This is a genomic window from Ectothiorhodospira mobilis, assembly GCF_900114895.1.
Taxonomy (GTDB): Bacteria; Pseudomonadota; Gammaproteobacteria; order Ectothiorhodospirales; family Ectothiorhodospiraceae; genus Ectothiorhodospira; species Ectothiorhodospira mobilis_A.
This window is the reverse complement of sequence record NZ_FOUO01000007.1, coordinates 148451-167364: the sequence shown is the minus strand read 5'-3', so window position 1 is coordinate 167364 and position 18914 is coordinate 148451. Positions and strand designations below refer to the sequence as shown.

The following is an 18914-nucleotide window of genomic DNA, read 5'->3' as shown; positions in this document are numbered from 1 at the left end:
GCTCTTCACCGCCTCGCCGTTGGAGAGCGCGCATTATAGGCCATCCAGAATAACCGTCAATACCCCTACAACTCTTTTTTGACAGTTTTTTGAAATGTCGCCTACAGACAGTTAGTTGCGGGCGATTCGCCTGGGGTGCAGAGCCAGTGATGCCCCTGCCCCCAGAAGCAGTGACACAGCCGCCCCTAGAAATACCCCCCCAGCCAGCCATCCACCAGGTATTCCAACATGAACAGCAGGGCGAAGACCGCAAACAATCGGCCCGTTTGCTGGGGCAGCCAGCGGCGATCCCCATCCTCCCGCCACACCGCCCGGGCCGCTGGCCACGCCAGGAAGAGGGACAGGAGCTGGGGCCAGAAATACGGCACCAGCCCACCCCACCACAACAGCAGGCTGGAAAGATAGATGGCCAGCAACATCATGAAAAAGAGCTGACGTGCCCGGCGGGGCCCGATGCGCACCGTGAGGGTGCGCAGGCCGTTCCTGCGATCTGCCTCCTGATCCCGGATCTCATTCCCCAGAAGCACCAGGGAGGTGAGCAGGCTGAAGGGCACGCTGATCAGCAGGATCTCCAGGGTCAGTGGGGCCCCCATGGCCAGGGCAGAGCCCCCCACCAGCAGCACCCCCATCAGCCAGAAGACCAGGACCACCCCCAGTCCCCGCCGTTTGTAGTGGATGGGTTCGGCGGAGTAGTAATACGCCCCCAGCAACCCCACGACGACGAAGAACAGCAACAGCCAGCCCTGGACCCATACGAGCCCGAGGCCGATGAGAAAGGCGATGGCCAGGAACAGTACCCCGATGCGGAAATTGCGACGGATGGCCCCCATGACCGCCTCCACCTGGACCCGATGTCCGGGATCCGCCGCGGCGCGCTCCTGCTCCAGCATGGGCAGATCGGCATGATCGTTGATCAGGTTCACAGCGGCCTGCAGGAGGATGCCGGTGGCGACGATGAGCAGGGCCAACCAGGGACTGCCGTAGCCATCACGAAGGGCCAGTATGGTCCCCAGACCACAGGCGGCGATGGCCACGCTGAAGGTGAAGGGACGAGTCGCCCGTATGAACCGGTATGCACTTCTGGGTTTCATGTCATGCCCCCTTATCGTCTGCATCACCCCCGGGCAGGCCCTCTACGACCACACCGGCACCGATACCCGCATGCAGCCGGGATGCTGCGCGATCACAGCGGATCGCCACCTCCACCAGCCCCATGGAATTTACGTACCAGAAAGGCTCTCCCGGCCGGGCCGCGCCGAATACCCGGGCATGGGATAGGGTGTGCCCATGCAGGCGGATTCGGGCCGAGGACGGCATCTCGGCCCCGGGGATGCCGGTGACCAGATTGCCGTAGGCATCCACGTAGATGACCTCCCGGAGCGCCCGCGGCCAGTCCACCCCCACCAAGGTGTCCAAGGGGATACCCTCCCCCGACGGACTCTCCCCCTGGGCCAGGCTGGCAGCAGTTGGGGCAAAGAGATCCCGGCCGTGGAAACTCACGGAGGGTTCCAGCTCTGGATATGGGATCGTCCAGGCACCCAACAGCCCCTGGTCCCGGGCCGCAGGGATCATGAGCCCGTTATCCGGCCCCACCCACCATGCCTTTGGGGTCTGCAGGATGATGGGGCGTCGCGCCGTGCCCACGCCGGGATCCACCACGCAGAGGAATACCGTCCCTGCCGGGAAAGGCTCCACCAGATGGCTCAGGAGATAGGCTGCCGCCCGGGGGTTCCAGGTCGGTGCATCCCTTTGCAGGTGGACCACCGGCACTTGCGGCGCCCGCATGCGCAGCACGGCCTCCATCTGCCCGATGTAAGGCCCCTCCCATCCGAAATCCGTGAAGGTCACGATCATGGCCATCTCCCAGCCTCAGTAGGCCAGCGGGATGCTGTAACGCAAGAAGCCGGCTTGCGCCGGCTTCCTGTCCTGCCCTCGAGTTGTGCGGAAGCAGCCCCATCGGACCGCGCCCGCCCACGACCTCAGGCGGTCTCCCCTACCTCGGCCGGATCGGGTCGATCCACCAGTTCCACATAGGCCATGGGGGCGTTGTCGCCCTTGCGGTAGCCGCACTTGAGGATACGCAGATAACCACCGGGACGCTGCTGGTAACGCGGCCCCAGTTCGGTGAACAGCTTACCCACCACGGCATCATCCCGCAGGCGGGAGAAGGCCAAGCGGCGGGTATGCACGCTGTCCTTCTTGGCCAGGGTGATCAGGGGCTCGGCCACCCGTCTCAGCTCCTTGGCCTTGGGTACGGTGGTACGGATCACCTCATGACGCAGCAGGGCCAGGGTCAGCGCCTGCATGGTCGCCTTACGGTGCGAGCTGTTGCGGTTGAGTTGCCTACCCGACTTGCGGTGACGCATGGCTTTTCTATCCTTCAGTCAGATGCTGGGCTCCGGCGTTTCAGCCGGTGCTCTTTTTCTCGTGATCTTTCAGACCCGGCGGCGGCCAATTCTCCAGGCGCATCCCCATGGAAAGGCCATGGGAGGCCAACACGTCCTTGATCTCCGTGAGGGACTTCTTGCCGAGGTTCGGGGTCTTGAGCAGCTCCACCTCGGTCTTCTGGATGAGATCACCGATGTAGTAGATGTTTTCCGCCTTCAGGCAGTTGGCCGAACGCACGGTCAGCTCCAGATCGTCTACCGGACGCAGCAGGATGGGATCGATGTCCATCGACTTGCTTTCCTGGGCAACCGTTTCGTCGCCACGCAACTCCACGAAGGCCATGAGCTGGCTTTGCAGGATCCCCGCCGCCTCGCGGATGGCATCATCCGGGCTCAGGGTGCCGTTGGTCTCCAGCTCGATGATCAGCCGGTCCATGTCGGTGCGCTGCTCCACACGGGCGCTCTCCACCTTATAGGCCACCCGGCGGATGGGGCTGAAGCTGGCATCCAGGAGCAGGCGCCCGATGGGGGAATCCTCGCTCTCCGCGGAGCGGCGTGCCGTAACCGGCTGATACCCCCGGCCGCGACCCACCTTCAAGGTCATGTTGAGCTCGCCGCTCTTGGTGAGATGGGCGATCTCATGCTCGGGATTCACCACTTCCACATCATGATCCAGGGTGATGTCCCCTGCCATGACCACACCGGGACCGCGCTTGCGCAGGGTCAGGGTGGCCTCATCCCGGCTATGCATACGGATGGCCACGCCCTTGAGGTTCAAGAGCACGTCGACCACGTCCTCCTGCACCCCTTCCAGGGTGGTGTACTCATGGAGCACACCCTCGATCTCCACTTCCAGCACCGCCGCCCCCGGGATCGAGGACAGCAGGATGCGCCGCAGCGCGTTGCCGAGGGTATGGCCGAAGCCCCGCTCCAGCGGCTCCAGGACGATCTTCGACAGCTTGTCGGAGACCGTCTGCACCTCGATGTGACGAGGCTTCAGGAGTTCGTTGACCTTGGTCTGCATGAACGACCTCTGTTACGGGTTACTTGGAGTAGAGCTCGACCACCAGGGACTCATTGATGTCCGCCGGCAGATCGCTGCGCTCGGGGACACTCTTGAATACCCCTTCCATCTTCTTGCTGTCCACTTCCACCCATTCCGGAAAACCATACTGCTCGGCCAGGGCCAGGGCATCCTGGATGCGCACCTGCTTGCGGGCCTTTTCGCGGATGGAGACCACATCGGTGGCCTTCACCTGGTAGGAAGGGATATTGACCGTGCGACCGTTCACCAGCACCGCCTTGTGACTCACCAGCTGACGCGCTTCAGCGCGAGTAGTGGCAAAGCCCATGCGGTAGACCACGTTGTCGAGGCGGCATTCCAGCAGCTTGAGCAGGTTGTCGCCGGTGGACCCCTTCAGCCGGCTGGCTTCCTTGTAGTAGTTGCGGAACTGCTTCTCCAGGACCCCGTAGATGCGACGCAGCTTCTGCTTTTCCCGCAGCTGCAGGCCATAATCCGAAAGCCGGGTGCGGCGATCGCCGTGCTGACCAGGGGCCTTGTCCAGCTTGCACTTGGAATCCAGGGCGCGGGCGCGGCTCTTCAGGGAAAGATCCGCACCTTCGCGGCGGCTGAGCTTGCACTTCGGACCGATGTAGCGTGCCATAAGAAGATCCTCCAGTCTTAGACGCGGCGCTTCTTGGGCGGGCGGCAGCCGTTGTGCGGGATGGGCGTCACATCACTGATGTTCGTGATCTTGTAGCCCACGTTATTCAAGGCGCGCACCGCCGATTCGCGTCCGGGACCCGGACCCTTCACCAGCACCTCGAGATTCTTCAGCCCGTATTCCTGCGCGGCCGTGCCGGCCCGCTCGGCGGCCACCTGGGCCGCAAACGGGGTGCTCTTGCGGGAACCACGGAAACCGGAGCCTCCCGCCGTCGCCCAACTCAGTGTATTCCCCTGGCGGTCGGTGATGGTCACGATGGTGTTGTTAAACGACGCATAGACATGCGCCACCCCGTCGGATACGGACTTTTTGACCTTCTTACGGGTCCGCGTGGAGGCCTGTGCCATAGGTATGTCCTGTCGATCTCGATATTACTTGCGGATGGGTCGACGCGGCCCCTTGCGGGTGCGCGCATTCGTGCGGGTGCGCTGGCCACGAAGCGGGAGGCCGCGACGGTGCCGCAGACCCCGGTAGCAGCCCAGGTCCATCAGGCGCTTGATGTTCATGGACGTCTCCCGGCGAAGATCCCCCTCCACCGTGTACCGCCCCACCTCGGCGCGCAGCTTCTCCACCTCTTCCTCGGTCAGGTCGCGGACCTTCTGCTCCGGCCGGATCCCGGCCGCGTCGCAGATCTTCTGCGAACGGGTGTGACCGATGCCGTAGATCGCCTGCAAGGCGATGACCGCATGCTTATGGTCGGGAATGTTGACACCTGCTACACGAGCCATCCAGCTATCTCCAAGAACCGGCGGAAAAGCCGGCTATTTTAACCATTGAACACCGTCAAATCAATGCTCAACCCTGGCGCTGCTTGTGCCGCGGGTCGGAGCAGATCACGCGCACCACGCCGTTGCGGCGGATGATCTTGCAGTGACGGCAGATTTTCTTCACGGACGCACGTACTTTCATGTCTCTATCCTCAGGTTGAACGGCTCAGCGCGGCGTGCCCGACTTGCCATATCCCTTGAGATTGGCCTTGCGCATCAGGCCCTCGTACTGATGGGAGACCAGGTGCGCCTGCAGTTGAGCCATGAAATCCATCACCACGATCACCATGATCAGCAGGGAGGCACCGCCGAAGTAGAACGGCACATTCCAGTACAGGATCAGGAATTCGGGCATCAGGCAGACCCCGGCGATGTAGATGGCGCCGACCCCCGTCAGACGGGTCATCACCCCATCGATGTAACGCTCGGTCTGCTGACCGGGGCGGATCCCGGGGATGAAGGCCCCGGACTTCTTCAGGTTTTCAGCCGTCTCCCGGGCGTTGAACACCAGGGCGGTATAGAAGAAGCAGAAGAAGATGATGGCCGCGCCATACATCATCACATACAGCGGCTGCCCCGGCCCCAGGGCCGTGGCCAAGTCCTGAAGCCAGCCCACCCCTTCGGCCTGACCAAACCAGGTCCCCAGGGTCGCCGGGAACAGGATGATGCTGGAGGCGAAGATGGGGGGGATCACCCCGGCCATGTTCAATTTCAGCGGCAGATGACTGCTCTGGCCCCCGTAGATCTTCCGACCCACCTGACGCTTGGCGTAGTTCACCGTAATGCGCCGCTGGCCCCGCTCCACGAACACCACCAGCCCCACCACGGCCAAACCCATGGCCATGAGCAGGATGACAAAGGCCGGGGACAGCTCACCGGTGCTGGCCAGTTCCAGGGTACCCGCAAAGGCGCCCGGCAACCCAGCCACGATGCCGGCGAAGATGATGATGGAGATGCCATTGCCGATGCCCCGCTCGGTGACCTGCTCCCCCAGCCACATGAGGAAGACCGTCCCCGTCACCAGGGTGACCACGGTGGTGAAGATGAAGCCGAGGCCCGGATAGAGGGCCACGGTATCCCCGCCCATGGTCTGCTGGTTCAGGGCCACGGCGATGCCGATGCTCTGGAAGAAGGCGAGGGCCACCGTGCCATAGCGTGTCCACTGGGTGATCTTACGGCGGCCGGACTCCCCTTCCTTCTTGATCTGCTGCAGGGCCGGTACGGTGGCCGCCAGGAGCTGCATGACGATGGAGGCCGAGATATAGGGCATGACCCCCAGGGCGAACATGGACAGGCGCTCCAGGGCACCACCGGAGAACATGTTGAACATGTCCAGGATGGTGCCCGACTGGGCCTGGTAGAACTGTTCCAGGGCCTGGGGGTCGATGCCCGGCACCGGGATGAAGGTCCCGATGCGATAGACCACCAGGGCCATGAGCACGAACAGGAGGCGCTGGCGAAGTTCGGTGAACTTCCCCACGCCCCCCAAGGACATGCCCCCTGCGCGATTGGATGCAGCCACTTATTCCTCGACCTTCCCGCCGGCCGCCTCAATGGCGGCGCGGGCCCCCTTGGTCACCGAAATCCCGCGAAGGTTCACCGCCTGCTCCAGTACACCGGAGGCGATCACCTTGGCCCGCTTGGCCTGAACCGGGACGATGCCGGCCTCCTTCAAGGCCGCCAGGTCCACAGCACCCTCCAGTCCGGCCAGCTCGTGCAGGCGCACCTCGGCGCACCAGTCCCGGCTGCGGGATGTGAAGCCGCTCTTGGGCAGGCGGCGCTGCAGGGGCATCTGGCCCCCTTCAAAACCCACCTTGGTGTAGCCACCGGAACGGGACTTCTGACCCTTATGGCCACGGCCGCAGGTCTTGCCCAGACCGGAGCCGATGCCCCGGCCCACACGACGTGCGGTGGGACGACTGCCCTCACCCGGGCTCAGTTCGTTGAGTCTCATCTCAAGCCTCCTCGACCTTCAGGAGATAGGAGACCCGGTTGATCATGCCCCGGTTCTCCGGCGTGTCTTTGACCGTCACCGTCTGGTGGATCCGGCGGATGCCAAGACCGCGCAGGCAGGCCGCATGCTTCTTCAGCCGGCCGTGCTTGCTGCGCACCAGGGTCACCTTCAATTCGTTCTCGCCCGCCATGACTTACCCCGTGATCTCATCCAGTTTCTTGCCGCGCTTGGCGGCGATCTGTTCCGGGTCATGCAGGGAGGTCAACCCGTTCAGGGTCGCCCGCACCACGTTGCCGGCATTGCGTGATCCGACGCATTTGGCCAGCACGTTGCGCACACCGGCCACCTCGAAGACGGCGCGCATGGCACCACCGGCGATGATACCCGTACCCTCGGAGGCGGGCTGCATGAAGACCTTGGCGGCCCCGTGGCGCGCGGTGGTGGAATAGTACAGCGTGCCGTCTTTCAGGGAGATCCTACGCATGTTCTTGCGCGCGGCCTCCATGGCCTTCTGGATGGCCAGGGGCACCTCACGGGCCTTGCCATAGCCAAAGCCCACCTTACCGTTGCCATCCCCAACCACCGTCAGGGCGGTGAAGCGGAATTGACGGCCGCCCTTCACCACCTTGGCCACGCGATTGACGGAGATCAGCTTTTCTTGCAGACCGTCGTTGTCGTTCGAGTTCACCGTTGCCATTGCATCACCCCCGTCAAAATTCCAGACCGCCTTCGCGGGCGGCCTCGGCCAGCGCCTTCACGCGGCCGTGATACCTGAACCCCGAACGGTCGAAGGCCACCTTGCGGATCCCCTTTTCGGCGGCCCGTTCGGCGATGAGACGGCCCACGGTGGTGGCCGCCTCCACATTGCCCGTGGACTTCAGACCTTCCCGTACGGAGGTCTCGAGGGTGGAGGCGCAGGCCACCACCTCGGAACCCGAGGGGGCGATGATCTGGGCATACACATGCCGAGGCGTGCGATGCACACACAGGCGGTGGCTCCCCAGTTCGCGGATCTTGTGGCGGGCACGGCTGGCGCGCCGGAGTCGTGCTGTCTTTTTGTCCATCGCGGTCACCTTGCCTTATTTCTTCTTGGCTTCCTTACGGATGATCTGTTCATCCGCATACCGCACACCCTTGCCCTTGTAGGGTTCGGGGGGGCGGAAGCCCCTGATCTCTGCCGCCACCTGGCCGACCTTCTGCTTGTCGATCCCCTTGACGACGATCTCGGTCTGGCTCGGTGTCTCCACGGTGATGCCCTCGGGCACCGGATACTCCACGGGGTGGGACAGTCCGAGGGTGAGGTTCAGCTTGTTGCCCTGGGCCTGGGCACGATATCCCACGCCCACCAGCTCCAGCTTGCGCTCAAAGCCGCGGCTCACGCCCACTACCATGTTATTCACCAGGGCGCGCAGCGTCCCGGTGATGGCATAGTGCTTCTCGTTGCCGCCTGCGGGGCGGAATCGGACGACGCCCTCTTCCTGCGCCACCTCGACCAGGGGATGCATGGGGAACTGCATGTTCCCCTTGGGCCCCTTCACGGAGATCATTTTATCGCTGATCGACACATCGACACCGCTGGGCAGTGTGATGGGGTTTTTCGCTACTCGGGACATGGCTTCAATCCGATTAGGAGACGACGCAGAGCACTTCACCGCCCTGGCCCTGGGCTCGCGCCTGGCGGTCGGTCATCACCCCGCGGGAGGTGGACACCACGGCAACGCCCAGGCCGCCGATCACCCGGGGGAGTTCATCCTTACCCCGGTAGATGCGCAGGCCGGGCCGGCTCACACGCTGGATCTTTTCGATCACGGGCTGACCCTGGAAGTACTTCAGCTTCACCGTCATGACGGGTTTCTTGTCCTGCTCCTCGACCCTCACATCGCTGACGTAGCCCTCTTCCTTGAGGACTTGGGCGATGGCCACCTTCAGCTTGGAGGCGGGCAGGCTCACTTCATTCTTGGCAGCGCGCTGGCCGTTGCGGATGCGGGTCAGCAGGTCTGCCACGGGATCGGTCATGCTCATATCAGGTCTTTCCCTCTTACCAGCTCGACTTGACCAGACCGGGCACGTCGCCCCGCATGGCCGCTTCGCGCAGCTTGTTGCGAGCCAGGCCGAATTTCCGGTAGTACCCGTGGGGACGCCCCGTCAGCCGGCAACGGTTGCGCTTGCGCGCCGGGCTGGAATCCCGCGGCAGCTTCTGCAACTGCACCACCGCCTCCATCCGCGCCTCGGGGGAAGTCTCCGGGTTACTGATGAGCGCCTTGAGCTCGGCGCGCTTGGCGGCATACCGCTTCACCAGCTGCGCGCGCTTCTTTTCACGCTCCATCATGGAAATCTTGGCCATGCTCTCGAACCTCTCAGTGCTTGAACGGGAATTGGAAGGCCTCCAGGAGCGCCCGCCCTTCCTCATCGGTCTTGGCCGTGGTGGTGATGGTGATGTCCATCCCACGCAGCGCGTCGATCTTGTCGTAATCCACTTCCGGGAAGATGATCTGCTCGCGGATGCCCATGTTGTAGTTGCCGCGACCATCAAAGGCCTTGGCGTTCAGGCCGCGGAAATCCCGCACCCGGGGCAGGGCCACGTTCACCAGCCGATCCAGGAATTCGAACATCCGTTCCCGGCGCAGGGTGACCTTGCACCCGATGGGATAGCCGTCCCGGATCTTGAAGCCGGCGATGGATTTACGCGCACGGGTCACCACAGGTCTCTGACCGGCGATGGTGGCCATATCGGAGACGGCGTGCTCGATCTTCTTCTTGTCGACGACCGCCTCACCCAGCCCCATGTTCAGGGTGATCTTGGTGATGCGGGGGACTTCCATCACGTTCTTGTAGCCGAAGCGCTCCATGAGCTGCTTGACGACGGTGTCTTCGTAGTGTGCTTTCAACCTGGCCATCGCAATTCACCTCAAGACGCGTCGACGACTTCGTTGTTGGACTTGTAGTAGCGCACCTTGCGGCCGTCCTCCAACGTGCGGAATCCGACGCGATCTCCCTTGCCACTGGCGGGATTGAACAGCATCACGTTGGACACGTGCAGGGGCATCTCCTTCTCGATGATGCCGCCCTCCACGCCGGTGTAGGGGTTGCCCTTTTGGTGCTTCTTCACCATGTTGACGTTCTGCACCACCACCCGCTCGGCGTCCACCACCTTCAGCACGGTTCCGCGGCGGCCCTTATCCTTGCCGGTGATGACGACGACGTCATCACCCTGTCGTATTCTGCGCATGTCTCTACCTCAGCCTCTCGCGTTACAGCACTTCCGGCGCCAGGGAAATGATCTTCATGAACTTCTCGCCGCGCAGTTCGCGCGTAACGGGTCCGAAGATACGCGTCCCAATGGGCTGCAGCTGATTGTTGAGCAGAACGGCCGCATTGCGATCGAAACGGATCACCGAGCCGTCGGGGCGCCGGACCCCCTTGGCGGTGCGCACGACCACGGCGTTATAGACCTCGCCCTTCTTCACCTTACCCCGGGGGATGGCGTCCTTGACGCTCACCTTGACGATATCCCCGATGGCCGCGTAGCGACGGTGCGATCCGCCAAGCACCTTGATGCACTGGACCTTGCGCGCCCCGCTGTTGTCCGCCGCATCCAAAACCGTCTGCATCTGAATCATGATCTGATCTCACTCGTGTCAGTGGTGGCCTGGCCGGATCTCATTCAGGCGCGCGCTCAAGGACCTTCAGCAGGCGGAAGGTCTTCGTGCGGGACATGGGGCGGCATTCCTTGATCAGGACCTTGTCGCCCTTGCGGGACTCGTTGCCCTCGTCGTGCACGTGCAGCTTGGTGGAGCGGCGCATGTACTTGCCATAGAGCGGATGGCGCACACGGCGCTCGATCAGCACCGTACGCGTCTTTTCCATCTTGTCGCTGATGACATGACCCGTCACCGCCCGCTGTTCTTTCACTTCTTGTTCGCTCATGACTTACTCGCCCGCCCTTGAACGCTCGTTGAGCACGGTCTTGATACGCGCAATGTCCTTGCGGACCTTGCCGAACCGGTCGGGGCGCGGCATCTGGCCCGTGCCGTTCTGCATGCGCATCTTGAACTGTTCCCGGTAGAGCTCCAACAGCTCCGCCTTCAGTTCCTCGGAATTCCGGTCGCGCAGTTCGCTCGCCTTCATCACATCACCTGCCGGGTCACAAATGCGGTCTTGATGGGCAGCTTCGCGGCCGCCAGGCGGAAGGCCTCACGGGCCACCTCCTCGCTCACGCCTTCCATCTCATAGAGGACGCGACCGGGCTGGATCTTGCACACCCAGTACTCCACGTTCCCCTTGCCCTTACCCATACGTACTTCCACGGGCTTCTTGGTTACAGGTACGTCCGGGAAGATCCGGATCCAGATCTTACCCCCGCGCTTGATGTGCCGGTTCATGGCACGACGGGCGGCCTCGATCTGGCGGGCGGTGACCCGGCCGCGATCCACGGACTGCAGGGCGTATTCACCGAAGCTCACCTTGTTGCCGGACTGGGCCAGGCCACGGTTCCGCCCCTTGGACTGCTTTCGGAATTTGGTCTTCTTGGGCTGCAGCATCATTCAACTCCTCAATTCACCGCGGCCTTGCCGTCCTGCGGGACATCGGTCTTGCGCTCGAAGTCGAACACCTCACCCTTGAACACCCACACCTTCACACCGATGATGCCGTAGGTGGTGCGGGCCTCGGCAAACCCGTAATCGATGTCGGCGCGCAGGGTGTGCAGGGGCACACGCCCCTCGCGGTACCATTCGCTGCGGGCGATCTCGGCGCCGTTCAGGCGGCCGGAGACGTGCACCTTCACCCCCTGGGCACCCAGTCGCATGGCATTACCCACGGCCCGCTTCATGGCGCGGCGGAACATGATGCGGCGTTCCAGCTGCTGGGCGATGCTCTCGGCCACCAGCTGCGCATCGGTCTCCGGCTTGCGGATCTCCTCGATGTTGATCTTCACACTGGGGGCCGGCAGGCCGAGACGACCCGCCACTTCACGGCGCAGCGCCTCGATGTCCTCGCCTTTCTTACCGATGACGATCCCGGGACGCGCCGTGTGGATGGTGATGAAGGCCTGGCGTGCCGGCCGTGCGATCTCGATGCGACTCACCGAGGCCTGGGAGAGCTTACGCTTCAGGAACTGGCGAAGTTCAAGATCGCTGTGCAGGTTGTCGGCATAACTGCCACCATCGGCATACCAGGTGGATGTCCAGTCTGCGGACACCCCCAGACGGAAGCCGACCGGATTGACTTTCTGACCCATCTCAGACCCCTGTGTTACTCGGCGCTGACGGCGACGGTAATGTGGCTTGTACGTTTGTGGATGCGGTTCGCGCGGCCCTTGGCCCGGGCCTCGATGCGCTTGAGCACCGGCCCCTGATCCACACAGATGCGCGATACCCGCAGCTCGTCCACGTCGGCGCCGTCATTGTGTTCGGCGTTGGCGATGGCCGATTCCAGGACCTTCCGCACCATGTGCGCGGACTTCTTCGGGCTGAACGTCAGCACCTGCAGGGCGCGCTCCACCGGGAGACCCCGCACCTGATCCGCCACCAGGCGGCATTTCTGTGGCGACACCCGTGCGAACCGCAGTTTTGCGACGGTTTCCATGATCGACCCCTTACCTTGCCTTCTTGTCGGCCACGTGGCCCTTGAAGGTCCGCGTCACCGCGAACTCGCCGAGCTTGTGGCCCACCATGTTTTCATTCACCAGCACGGGCACGTGCTGCCGCCCGTTGTGCACCGCGATGGTCAGACCCACCATCTGCGGGATCACCATGGACCGGCGCGACCAGGTCTTGATGGGGCGCCGATCGTTATTGGCGGCCGCCTGCTCGACCTTCTTGTACAGGTGATGATCGACAAAAGGACCTTTTTTAAGCGAACGCGGCACTGACCTATCCCCTCAAACAGTTACTTCGCTTTCCGACGGCGCACAATCATGCTGTCCGTCCGCTTGTTCTTGCGGGTCTTGTATCCCTTGGTGGGGATACCCCACGGCGTCACCGGGTGCTGGCCAAAGTTGCGGCCCTCACCGCCCCCATGGGGGTGGTCCACCGGGTTCATGGCCGTGCCGCGCACCGTCGGCCGGATCCCCAGCCAGCGCCGCGCCCCTGCCTTGCCGTATTTTCGCAGGCTGTGCTCGGAGTTGCTCACCTCGCCCACCGTGGCACGGCAGTCCGCGTGCACCTTACGCATCTCGCCGGAGCGCAGGCGCAAGGTGGCATATTGACCTTCACGGGCCACCAGCTGCACCGAGGCGCCGGCACTGCGGGCCATCTGCGCCCCCTTGCCTGCCTTCAGCTCCACGCAATGGACCACGGTACCCACCGGGATGTTGCGCAGCGGCAGGGCGTTGCCCGGACGGATCGGGGCATGCTGCCCAGAAAGGACCTCGGCGCCGGCCTTTACCCCCTTGGGGGCGATGATGTAGCGGCGCTCACCATCCCGGTAGAGCACCAGCGCCAGGTGGGCGCTGCGGTTAGGATCATACTCCAGGCGCTCCACACGCCCTGGGATATCGTCCTTGTTGCGCTTGAAGTCCACGACGCGGTAGCGCTGCTTATGACCCCCACCCACGTGACGGGTGGTGATGCGCCCCTGATTGTTCCGACCCCCGGTGCGGTTCTTCTTGGCCAGCAGCGGACCGTAGGGCTCGCCCTTGTGCAGGTCGGGGTTCACACCCCGGACCACAAAGCGGCGGCCCGCGGAAGTGGGTTTCGATTTGACGATCGCCATTTCGCGTTACCTTTCCGGTTACTCGTTGCCGGCCAGTTCGATGTCGTAACCCGGTTCAAGGGTCACGTAGGCCTTTCTCCAGTGGTTGCGGCGCCCCTGGAAGCGGCCCATGCGCTTGCTTTTGCCCTTTTGATTGAGGACACGCACGGAGGCCACCTTCACCTCGAAGAGCTTCTCCACTGCGGCGCGCACCTCGTCCCGGGTCGCATCGGTGGCCACCCTGAACACATGCTGGTTGGCCGCATCCCCGAGCAGGGTCGCCTTTTCGGAGACATGGGGCCCTTTGAGCACCTTCAGCAGTCTTTCCTCGTTCATGACAACCACCCTTCAATATGCTTCAGCGCAGGCACCGTCATCAGCACCCGCTCCGCGCCCACCAGGGCCACCGGGTTGATCTCCGTGATCTCCAGGACATCCACTCCGGGGAGATTGCGGGCCGAGAGATAGAGATTGGCATCGGCCTCAGCGGTCACGATGGTCACCCGATCCAGGCCCAATTCCGCCAGCTTGGCGGTCATCGCCTTGGTGCGCGGCTCGGCCACACGAAAATCATCCACCAGCACCAGGCGCTCCTGACGCACCAGCTCCGAAAGGATGCTGGCCATGGCAGCCCGGTACATCTTCTTGTTCAGCTTCTGCCGATAGCTTCGGGTGGTCGCAGCAAAGGTCTTACCACCCCCACGCCACAGCGGGCTGCGGATGGTACCGGCACGGGCGCGCCCGGTGCCCTTCTGACGCCAGGGCTTGGCCCCGCCGCCACGGACATCGCTGCGTCCCTTCTGCGCGGAGGTGCCGGCCCGGCCGGCGGCCATGTGGGCCACCACTGCCTGGTGCACCAGCGCCTCGTTGAAGTCCCGGGCGAAGGTGCCCTCGGAGACCTCGACCTCCTGCTGCGTGTCTTGAACCTGGAGCTTCATGAGACTCAACCTTTCGCCTTGACTGAGGGACGCACCACCACGTCACCCCCGGTGGAACCCGGGACCGCGCCACGGATCAGGAGCAGGTTGCGCTCGGCATCCACCCGAACCACCTCCAGGTTCTGAGTGGTGCAGCGCTCATTGCCCATCTGGCCGGCCATCTTCTTACCCTTGAGCACGCGCCCCGGGGTCTGGTTCTGACCGATGGAACCGGGGGCACGGTGGGACAGGGAGTTGCCGTGGGTGGCGTCCTGGGTGCTGAAGTTGTGACGCTTGACCACACCCTGAAACCCCTTGCCCTTGCTGGTGCCGGTGACATCCACCCGCTGACCCACGGCAAACAGGCTCACATCCAGTTGCGCGCCGGCGTCGATATCCGCACCTTCCTCCCCGTCCAGCCGGAACTCCCACATGCCCCGGCCCGGCTCCACGCCGGCCTTGGCCAGGTGACCGGCCATGGGCCGGTTGACGCGGCTCGCCTTACGGGTACCGAAGGCCACCTGCAGACCACGGTAGCCGTCGCGCTCCGGAGTCTTCACCTGGGTAACCCGGTTCGGCTCCACTTCAATCACTGATACCGGCAGGGACACCCCGTCTTCTGTGAAGACACGGGTCATGCCCACCTTGCGACCGACCAGTCCGATTGCCATGACACTACCTCTGCTTCCACCCCGGACCCCGGAGCATCGAAGGATTATTCTCTCGTTCTGAAAATCACGGCCCGGTACAAGTCAACCCTGTACCGGGCCATGGAAAGCCCACAATTATGCCACAGGAAGACGGCTTAGTTAAGCTTTATTTGCACATCCACGCCCGCGGCCAGATCCAGCTTCATCAGGGCGTCCACGGTCTTGTCCGTGGGATCCATGATATCCATGAGGCGCTTGTGGGTGCGGATCTCGTACTGATCCCGCGCGTCCTTGTTGACGTGGGGCGAGATGAGCACGGTGAACCGCTCCTGCTTGGTGGGCAGGGGGATGGGGCCCTTCACCCGGGCCCCCGTGCGTTTGGCGGTCTCCACGATCTCCAGGGCGGAGCGGTCGATGAGCCGGTGGTCGAACGCCTTCAGGCGGATTCGGATTCTCTGGTTGGCAGGCATGGGCGCTTACTCGATGATCTTGGAGACGACGCCGGCGCCGACGGTGCGGCCACCTTCGCGGATGGCGAAGCGCAGACCGTCTTCCATCGCGATGGGGGCGATCAGGGACACCGTCATCTTCACGTTGTCACCCGGCATCACCATCTCCACCCCTTCCGGAAGATCCACCGATCCGGTCACGTCCGTCGTACGGAAGTAGAACTGCGGACGGTAGCCGTTGAAGAACGGGGTGTGACGACCCCCTTCGTCCTTCGACAGCACGTACACCTCCGCCTCGAACTTGGTGTGCGGCGTGATGGAGCCGGGCTTGCACAGCACCTGACCTCGCTCCACCTCGTCCCGCTTCGTGCCACGCAGCAGCACACCCACGTTGTCCCCGGCCTGGCCCTGATCCAGCAGCTTGCGGAACATCTCCACACCGGTCACCGTGGTCTTCTTGGTGTCCGTGATGCCCACAATCTCCACTTCGTCGCCCACCTTGACGATGCCGCGCTCCACGCGGCCGGTCACCACCGTGCCGCGTCCGGAGATGGAGAACACGTCCTCCACCGGCATCAGGAAGGCGCCATCCACCGCACGCTCCGGCTCGGGGATGTAGCTGTCCAGGGCGTCAATCAGCTTCTCGATGGCCGGCACTCCGATCTCGGAGGTGTCCCCTTCCAGGGCCTTCAGCGCCGAACCGGTCACAATCGGGGTGTCGTCCCCGGGGAAGTCGTAGCTGGACAGCAGGTCGCGGACCTCCATCTCCACCAGCTCCAGCAGCTCCGGATCGTCCACCATGTCCGCCTTGTTCAGGAACACCACGATGCTGGGCACACCCACCTGGCGCGCCAGCAGGATGTGTTCCCGCGTCTGCGGCATCGGGCCGTCGGCCGCGGACACCACCAGGATGGCGCCGTCCATCTGCGCCGCACCCGTGATCATGTTCTTCACGTAGTCCGCGTGTCCGGGGCAGTCCACGTGGGCGTAGTGACGGTTGTCCGATTCATATTCCACGTGCGCCGTGGCAATGGTGATCCCGCGGGCACGCTCTTCCGGGGCGTTGTCGATCTGGTCGTAGGCCCGGGATTCACCACCGTATCTCTTCGCCTGACACACCGTCAGCGCCGCCGTCAGCGTGGTCTTGCCATGGTCCACGTGACCAATCGTGCCTACGTTCACGTGCGGCTTCTTACGCTCGAATTTTTCCTTCGACACCTTGCTACCCCTTCAATCTCGTTCAATGCTTCTGGAGCCGGGAAAGCGGCCCCGATCAGGACGCCTTCTTGATGATCGCTTCCGCCACGCTGGACGGCGCCTCCGCGTACTTGCAAAACTCCATGGAGTACACGGCGCGGCCCTGGGTGGCCGAGCGCAGGTCGGTGGAGTATCCGAACATCTCTGCCAGCGGCACCTCGGCCCGGACCACCTTGCCTGCGGGGGCATCGTCCATGCCCTGCACCAGACCGCGGCGACGGTTCAGGTCACCCATGACATCCCCCATGTACTCCTCGGGGGTCACCACCTCCACCTTCATGATGGGCTCCAGCAGGACCGCGCCTGCCTTGGGCGCGCCCTCCTTGAAGGCCATGGAGCCGGCGATCTTGAAGGCGGTTTCGGAGGAGTCCACATCGTGGTAAGACCCGTCGAACAGGGTGACCTTGAAGTCCACCACAGGGAAGCCGGCGATGACCCCGTTCTGGGCCGCCTCCTGGATCCCCTTATCCACGGCCGGGATGTATTCCCGGGGCACCACACCGCCAACGATGGCGTTGACGAACTCATAGCCGGAGCCTGGCTCCAGGGGCTCGATACGCAGCCAGACGTGGCCGTACTGACCCCGGCCACCGGACTGGCGCACGAACTTGCCTTCCTGTTCCACCGACTTGCGCACGGTCTCACGGTACGCCACCTGGGGCTGACCCACATTGGCCTCCACCTTGAACTCGCGCTTGAGACGGTCGACGATGATATCCAGGTGCAGCTCCCCCATCCCGGAGATGATGGTCTGCCCGGACTCCTCGTCGGTGCGCACCTGGAAGGAGGGGTCTTCCTGGGCCAGCTTGCCCAGGGCCACGCCCATCTTTTCCTGGTCGGTCTTGGTCTTGGGCTCCACGGCCACGGAGATCACCGGATCCGGGAACTCCATGCGCTCCAGGGTGATCACGTTGCTGGGATCGCACAGGGTGTCCCCGGTGGTGACATCCTTCAGACCCACGGCGGCGGCGATGTCACCGGCGCGCACCTCCTTGATCTCCTCACGGGAGTTGGAGTGCATCTGCACGATGCGACCGACGCGTTCACGCTTGCCCTTGATCGGATTGAACACGGTGTCACCGGACTTTACCACGCCGGAGTAGACGCGGAAGAAGGTCAGGGTACCCACGAACGGGTCCGTGGCGATCTTGAAAGCCAGGGCGGCGAAGGGCTCATCATCGGAGGAGTGACGCAGGGCCTCCGTCTCGTTGGCATCGTCCAGATTGCCCTTGATGGCCAGCACATCCGTCGGCGACGGCATGTATTCCACCACGGCATCCAGCATGGCCTGCACGCCCTTATTCTTGAAGGCGGAGCCGCACAGGGCCGGGACGATCTCGTTGTTCAGGGTGCGCATGCGCAGGCCCTGCTTGATCTCCTCGGTGGTCAGCTCACCGCTGTCCAGGTATTTCTCCATGAGCTCTTCCGAGGCCTCGGCGGCGGCCTCCACCAGATGCTCACGCCACTGCTCACAGTCGGCCTGCATCTCGGCGGGGATGTCCTTCTCCTGGAAGGTCATACCGAAATTGTCCGCATCCCAATAGATGGCCTTCATCTTGATGAGGTCCACCACCCCTTCGAACTGGTCCTCGGCGCCGATGGGCAGCTGCAACGGCACCGGATTGGCCGCCAGCCGGGTCTTGATCTGCTCCACCACGCGCAGGAAGTTGGCACCGGCCCGGTCCATCTTGTTGACGAAGGCCATGCGCGGCACCTGGTACTTGTTGGCCTGGCGCCACACGGTCTCGGACTGGGGCTCCACACCGCCCACGGCACAGAAGACGGCGCAGGCGCCGTCCAGGACCCTCAGGCTGCGCTCCACCTCGATGGTGAAGTCCACGTGCCCGGGGGTGTCGATGATATTGATGCGGTATTCGGGGAACTGCTTTTCCATCCCCGGCCAGAAGCAGGTGGTGGCAGCGGAGGTGATGGTGATGCCGCGCTCCTGTTCCTGCTCCATCCAGTCCATGGTCGCGGCGCCGTCGTGCACCTCACCGAGCTTGTGGGACACACCGGTGTAGAACAGGATCCGCTCCGTGGTGGTGGTCTTGCCGGCGTCGATGTGCGCCATGATCCCGATGTTACGGTAGCGCTCGATGGGTGTTTTGCGTGCCAC

General features: G+C 63.6%; 32 protein-coding genes. All 32 read right to left on the bottom strand.

Annotated features, from left to right (window positions below):
• Nucleotides 1-185: 185 nt before the first annotated feature.
• Entirely contained in the window at nt 186-1091 is a 906-nt protein-coding gene (locus BM214_RS07710; RefSeq protein WP_090485164.1) for a prenyltransferase, read from the bottom strand.
• Nucleotide 1092: 1 nt separating this feature from the next.
• Entirely contained in the window at nt 1093-1854 is a 762-nt protein-coding gene (locus BM214_RS07705) for an SAM hydrolase/SAM-dependent halogenase family protein (RefSeq protein WP_090485203.1), read from the bottom strand.
• Between the two features lie 125 nt (nt 1855-1979).
• Entirely contained in the window at nt 1980-2366 is a 387-nt protein-coding gene (gene rplQ, locus BM214_RS07700) for a 50S ribosomal protein L17 (protein WP_090485162.1), read from the bottom strand.
• A 40-nt stretch (nt 2367-2406) separates the two neighbouring features.
• Complete coding sequence (locus tag BM214_RS07695) at nt 2407-3411, bottom strand: DNA-directed RNA polymerase subunit alpha (protein WP_090485160.1); 1005 nt, start codon at nt 3409-3411, stop codon at nt 2407-2409.
• 19 nt (nt 3412-3430) lie between these two features.
• Complete coding sequence (rpsD, locus tag BM214_RS07690) at nt 3431-4051, bottom strand: 30S ribosomal protein S4 (protein WP_090485158.1); 621 nt, start codon at nt 4049-4051, stop codon at nt 3431-3433.
• A gap of 17 nt (nt 4052-4068) precedes the next feature.
• Nucleotides 4069-4458, bottom strand: a complete 390-nt coding sequence (gene rpsK, locus BM214_RS07685; protein ID WP_090485157.1) for a 30S ribosomal protein S11 — start codon at nt 4456-4458, stop codon at nt 4069-4071.
• 24 nt (nt 4459-4482) lie between these two features.
• Nucleotides 4483-4839, bottom strand: coding sequence for a 30S ribosomal protein S13 (rpsM, locus tag BM214_RS07680; RefSeq protein ID WP_090485155.1), 357 nt, complete (start codon nt 4837-4839; stop codon nt 4483-4485).
• 67 nt (nt 4840-4906) lie between these two features.
• Nucleotides 4907-5020, bottom strand: a complete 114-nt coding sequence (rpmJ, locus tag BM214_RS07675; protein WP_090485153.1) for a 50S ribosomal protein L36 — start codon at nt 5018-5020, stop codon at nt 4907-4909.
• A 24-nt stretch (nt 5021-5044) separates the two neighbouring features.
• Nucleotides 5045-6373, bottom strand: coding sequence for a preprotein translocase subunit SecY (gene secY / locus BM214_RS07670; protein WP_090485151.1), 1329 nt, complete (start codon nt 6371-6373; stop codon nt 5045-5047).
• Nucleotides 6374-6400: 27 nt separating this feature from the next.
• On the bottom strand, nt 6401-6832 hold the full coding sequence (rplO, locus tag BM214_RS07665) for a 50S ribosomal protein L15 (RefSeq protein WP_090485149.1): 432 nt from the start codon (nt 6830-6832) through the stop codon (nt 6401-6403).
• A 1-nt stretch (nt 6833) separates the two neighbouring features.
• The gene (gene rpmD, locus BM214_RS07660; RefSeq protein ID WP_090485147.1) at nt 6834-7022 is read right to left on the bottom strand and encodes a 50S ribosomal protein L30; all 189 of its coding nucleotides are present in this window, start codon (nt 7020-7022) and stop codon (nt 6834-6836) included.
• A 3-nt stretch (nt 7023-7025) separates the two neighbouring features.
• Nucleotides 7026-7529 carry a 30S ribosomal protein S5 gene (gene rpsE, locus BM214_RS07655; protein ID WP_090485145.1) on the bottom strand — a complete coding sequence of 168 codons (504 nt, stop codon included), beginning with the start codon at nt 7527-7529 and terminating at the stop codon, nt 7026-7028.
• Nucleotides 7530-7542: 13 nt separating this feature from the next.
• Nucleotides 7543-7896 carry a 50S ribosomal protein L18 gene (gene rplR, locus BM214_RS07650; RefSeq protein ID WP_090485143.1) on the bottom strand — a complete coding sequence of 118 codons (354 nt, stop codon included), beginning with the start codon at nt 7894-7896 and terminating at the stop codon, nt 7543-7545.
• Nucleotides 7897-7911: 15 nt separating this feature from the next.
• A complete protein-coding gene (gene rplF, locus BM214_RS07645) occupies nt 7912-8445 on the bottom strand; it encodes a 50S ribosomal protein L6 (RefSeq protein ID WP_090485141.1) in 534 nt (177 codons plus the stop codon).
• Between the two features lie 13 nt (nt 8446-8458).
• Nucleotides 8459-8854: a 30S ribosomal protein S8 gene (gene rpsH, locus BM214_RS07640; RefSeq protein ID WP_090485139.1), complete on the bottom strand. Its 396-nt coding sequence runs from the start codon at nt 8852-8854 to the stop codon at nt 8459-8461.
• A gap of 16 nt (nt 8855-8870) precedes the next feature.
• A complete protein-coding gene (gene rpsN / locus BM214_RS07635) occupies nt 8871-9176 on the bottom strand; it encodes a 30S ribosomal protein S14 (protein ID WP_090485137.1) in 306 nt (101 codons plus the stop codon).
• A 13-nt stretch (nt 9177-9189) separates the two neighbouring features.
• Nucleotides 9190-9729: a 50S ribosomal protein L5 gene (gene rplE, locus BM214_RS07630; protein ID WP_090485136.1), complete on the bottom strand. Its 540-nt coding sequence runs from the start codon at nt 9727-9729 to the stop codon at nt 9190-9192.
• 11 nt (nt 9730-9740) lie between these two features.
• On the bottom strand, nt 9741-10061 hold the full coding sequence (rplX, locus tag BM214_RS07625; protein WP_090485134.1) for a 50S ribosomal protein L24: 321 nt from the start codon (nt 10059-10061) through the stop codon (nt 9741-9743).
• 22 nt (nt 10062-10083) lie between these two features.
• Nucleotides 10084-10452, bottom strand: coding sequence for a 50S ribosomal protein L14 (gene rplN / locus BM214_RS07620; protein WP_090485132.1), 369 nt, complete (start codon nt 10450-10452; stop codon nt 10084-10086).
• A gap of 40 nt (nt 10453-10492) precedes the next feature.
• The gene (gene rpsQ / locus BM214_RS07615; protein WP_090485130.1) at nt 10493-10759 is read right to left on the bottom strand and encodes a 30S ribosomal protein S17; all 267 of its coding nucleotides are present in this window, start codon (nt 10757-10759) and stop codon (nt 10493-10495) included.
• 3 nt (nt 10760-10762) lie between these two features.
• On the bottom strand, nt 10763-10960 hold the full coding sequence (gene rpmC / locus BM214_RS07610) for a 50S ribosomal protein L29 (protein ID WP_090485128.1): 198 nt from the start codon (nt 10958-10960) through the stop codon (nt 10763-10765).
• Nucleotides 10960-11373 (bottom strand): 50S ribosomal protein L16, encoded by a 414-nt coding sequence (rplP, locus tag BM214_RS07605; RefSeq protein WP_090485126.1) that lies wholly within the window; start codon nt 11371-11373, stop codon nt 10960-10962. The genes rpmC and rplP overlap by 1 nt, the downstream gene beginning before the upstream one ends.
• A gap of 11 nt (nt 11374-11384) precedes the next feature.
• The gene (rpsC, locus tag BM214_RS07600; protein WP_090485124.1) at nt 11385-12071 is read right to left on the bottom strand and encodes a 30S ribosomal protein S3; all 687 of its coding nucleotides are present in this window, start codon (nt 12069-12071) and stop codon (nt 11385-11387) included.
• A 14-nt stretch (nt 12072-12085) separates the two neighbouring features.
• Nucleotides 12086-12418 carry a 50S ribosomal protein L22 gene (gene rplV / locus BM214_RS07595; protein WP_090485122.1) on the bottom strand — a complete coding sequence of 111 codons (333 nt, stop codon included), beginning with the start codon at nt 12416-12418 and terminating at the stop codon, nt 12086-12088.
• Nucleotides 12419-12428: 10 nt separating this feature from the next.
• Nucleotides 12429-12701: a 30S ribosomal protein S19 gene (rpsS, locus tag BM214_RS07590; RefSeq protein WP_090485120.1), complete on the bottom strand. Its 273-nt coding sequence runs from the start codon at nt 12699-12701 to the stop codon at nt 12429-12431.
• A gap of 20 nt (nt 12702-12721) precedes the next feature.
• The gene (rplB, locus tag BM214_RS07585; RefSeq protein WP_090485118.1) at nt 12722-13546 is read right to left on the bottom strand and encodes a 50S ribosomal protein L2; all 825 of its coding nucleotides are present in this window, start codon (nt 13544-13546) and stop codon (nt 12722-12724) included.
• An 18-nt stretch (nt 13547-13564) separates the two neighbouring features.
• Entirely contained in the window at nt 13565-13861 is a 297-nt protein-coding gene (gene rplW, locus BM214_RS07580; protein ID WP_090485116.1) for a 50S ribosomal protein L23, read from the bottom strand.
• On the bottom strand, nt 13858-14463 hold the full coding sequence (rplD, locus tag BM214_RS07575; protein WP_090485114.1) for a 50S ribosomal protein L4: 606 nt from the start codon (nt 14461-14463) through the stop codon (nt 13858-13860). The genes rplW and rplD overlap by 4 nt, the downstream gene beginning before the upstream one ends.
• A 5-nt stretch (nt 14464-14468) precedes the next feature.
• Entirely contained in the window at nt 14469-15113 is a 645-nt protein-coding gene (rplC, locus tag BM214_RS07570) for a 50S ribosomal protein L3 (RefSeq protein WP_090485112.1), read from the bottom strand.
• 134 nt (nt 15114-15247) lie between these two features.
• A complete protein-coding gene (gene rpsJ, locus BM214_RS07565; RefSeq protein WP_090485110.1) occupies nt 15248-15562 on the bottom strand; it encodes a 30S ribosomal protein S10 in 315 nt (104 codons plus the stop codon).
• A 6-nt stretch (nt 15563-15568) separates the two neighbouring features.
• Entirely contained in the window at nt 15569-16759 is a 1191-nt protein-coding gene (gene tuf / locus BM214_RS07560) for an elongation factor Tu (RefSeq protein ID WP_090485086.1), read from the bottom strand.
• Nucleotides 16760-16814: 55 nt separating this feature from the next.
• A complete protein-coding gene (fusA, locus tag BM214_RS07555; RefSeq protein WP_090485108.1) occupies nt 16815-18914 on the bottom strand; it encodes an elongation factor G in 2100 nt (699 codons plus the stop codon).

Bases quoted from the DNA above. Each gene is read 5' to 3' on its own strand.
- rplB (WP_090485118.1), bottom strand. From the start codon at position 13,546: ATGGCGATCGTCAAATCGAAACCCACTTCCGCGGGCCGCCGCTTTGTG.
- rpsC (WP_090485124.1), bottom strand. From the start codon at position 12,071: ATGGGTCAGAAAGTCAATCCGGTCGGCTTCCGTCTGGGGGTGTCCGCA.
- rpmJ (WP_090485153.1), bottom strand. From the start codon at position 5,020: ATGAAAGTACGTGCGTCCGTGAAGAAAATCTGCCGTCACTGCAAGATC.
- rplC (WP_090485112.1), bottom strand. From the start codon at position 15,113: ATGGCAATCGGACTGGTCGGTCGCAAGGTGGGCATGACCCGTGTCTTC.
- rpsK (WP_090485157.1), bottom strand. From the start codon at position 4,458: ATGGCACAGGCCTCCACGCGGACCCGTAAGAAGGTCAAAAAGTCCGTA.
- rplF (WP_090485141.1), bottom strand. From the start codon at position 8,445: ATGTCCCGAGTAGCGAAAAACCCCATCACACTGCCCAGCGGTGTCGAT.
- rplP (WP_090485126.1), bottom strand. From the start codon at position 11,373: ATGCTGCAGCCCAAGAAGACCAAATTCCGAAAGCAGTCCAAGGGGCGG.
- rpsM (WP_090485155.1), bottom strand. From the start codon at position 4,839: ATGGCTCGTGTAGCAGGTGTCAACATTCCCGACCATAAGCATGCGGTC.
- rplR (WP_090485143.1), bottom strand. From the start codon at position 7,896: ATGGACAAAAAGACAGCACGACTCCGGCGCGCCAGCCGTGCCCGCCAC.
- rplN (WP_090485132.1), bottom strand. From the start codon at position 10,452: ATGATTCAGATGCAGACGGTTTTGGATGCGGCGGACAACAGCGGGGCG.
- rpsJ (WP_090485110.1), bottom strand. From the start codon at position 15,562: ATGCCTGCCAACCAGAGAATCCGAATCCGCCTGAAGGCGTTCGACCAC.
- BM214_RS07695 (WP_090485160.1), bottom strand. From the start codon at position 3,411: ATGCAGACCAAGGTCAACGAACTCCTGAAGCCTCGTCACATCGAGGTG.
- rplE (WP_090485136.1), bottom strand. From the start codon at position 9,729: ATGGCCAGGTTGAAAGCACACTACGAAGACACCGTCGTCAAGCAGCTC.
- BM214_RS07705 (WP_090485203.1), bottom strand. From the start codon at position 1,854: ATGATCGTGACCTTCACGGATTTCGGATGGGAGGGGCCTTACATCGGG.
- rplV (WP_090485122.1), bottom strand. From the start codon at position 12,418: ATGGAAACCGTCGCAAAACTGCGGTTCGCACGGGTGTCGCCACAGAAA.
- rpsH (WP_090485139.1), bottom strand. From the start codon at position 8,854: ATGAGCATGACCGATCCCGTGGCAGACCTGCTGACCCGCATCCGCAAC.
- rplO (WP_090485149.1), bottom strand. From the start codon at position 6,832: ATGAGACTCAACGAACTGAGCCCGGGTGAGGGCAGTCGTCCCACCGCA.
- secY (WP_090485151.1), bottom strand. From the start codon at position 6,373: ATGTCCTTGGGGGGCGTGGGGAAGTTCACCGAACTTCGCCAGCGCCTC.
- BM214_RS07710 (WP_090485164.1), bottom strand. From the start codon at position 1,091: ATGAAACCCAGAAGTGCATACCGGTTCATACGGGCGACTCGTCCCTTC.
- rpsQ (WP_090485130.1), bottom strand. From the start codon at position 10,759: ATGAGCGAACAAGAAGTGAAAGAACAGCGGGCGGTGACGGGTCATGTC.
- rpsD (WP_090485158.1), bottom strand. From the start codon at position 4,051: ATGGCACGCTACATCGGTCCGAAGTGCAAGCTCAGCCGCCGCGAAGGT.
- rplQ (WP_090485162.1), bottom strand. From the start codon at position 2,366: ATGCGTCACCGCAAGTCGGGTAGGCAACTCAACCGCAACAGCTCGCAC.
- rplW (WP_090485116.1), bottom strand. From the start codon at position 13,861: ATGAACGAGGAAAGACTGCTGAAGGTGCTCAAAGGGCCCCATGTCTCC.
- rpsN (WP_090485137.1), bottom strand. From the start codon at position 9,176: ATGGCCAAGATTTCCATGATGGAGCGTGAAAAGAAGCGCGCGCAGCTG.
- rpmC (WP_090485128.1), bottom strand. From the start codon at position 10,960: ATGAAGGCGAGCGAACTGCGCGACCGGAATTCCGAGGAACTGAAGGCG.
- rplD (WP_090485114.1), bottom strand. From the start codon at position 14,463: ATGAAGCTCCAGGTTCAAGACACGCAGCAGGAGGTCGAGGTCTCCGAG.
- rpmD (WP_090485147.1), bottom strand. From the start codon at position 7,022: ATGGCGGGCGAGAACGAATTGAAGGTGACCCTGGTGCGCAGCAAGCAC.
- rpsE (WP_090485145.1), bottom strand. From the start codon at position 7,529: ATGGCAACGGTGAACTCGAACGACAACGACGGTCTGCAAGAAAAGCTG.
- rplX (WP_090485134.1), bottom strand. From the start codon at position 10,061: ATGCGCAGAATACGACAGGGTGATGACGTCGTCGTCATCACCGGCAAG.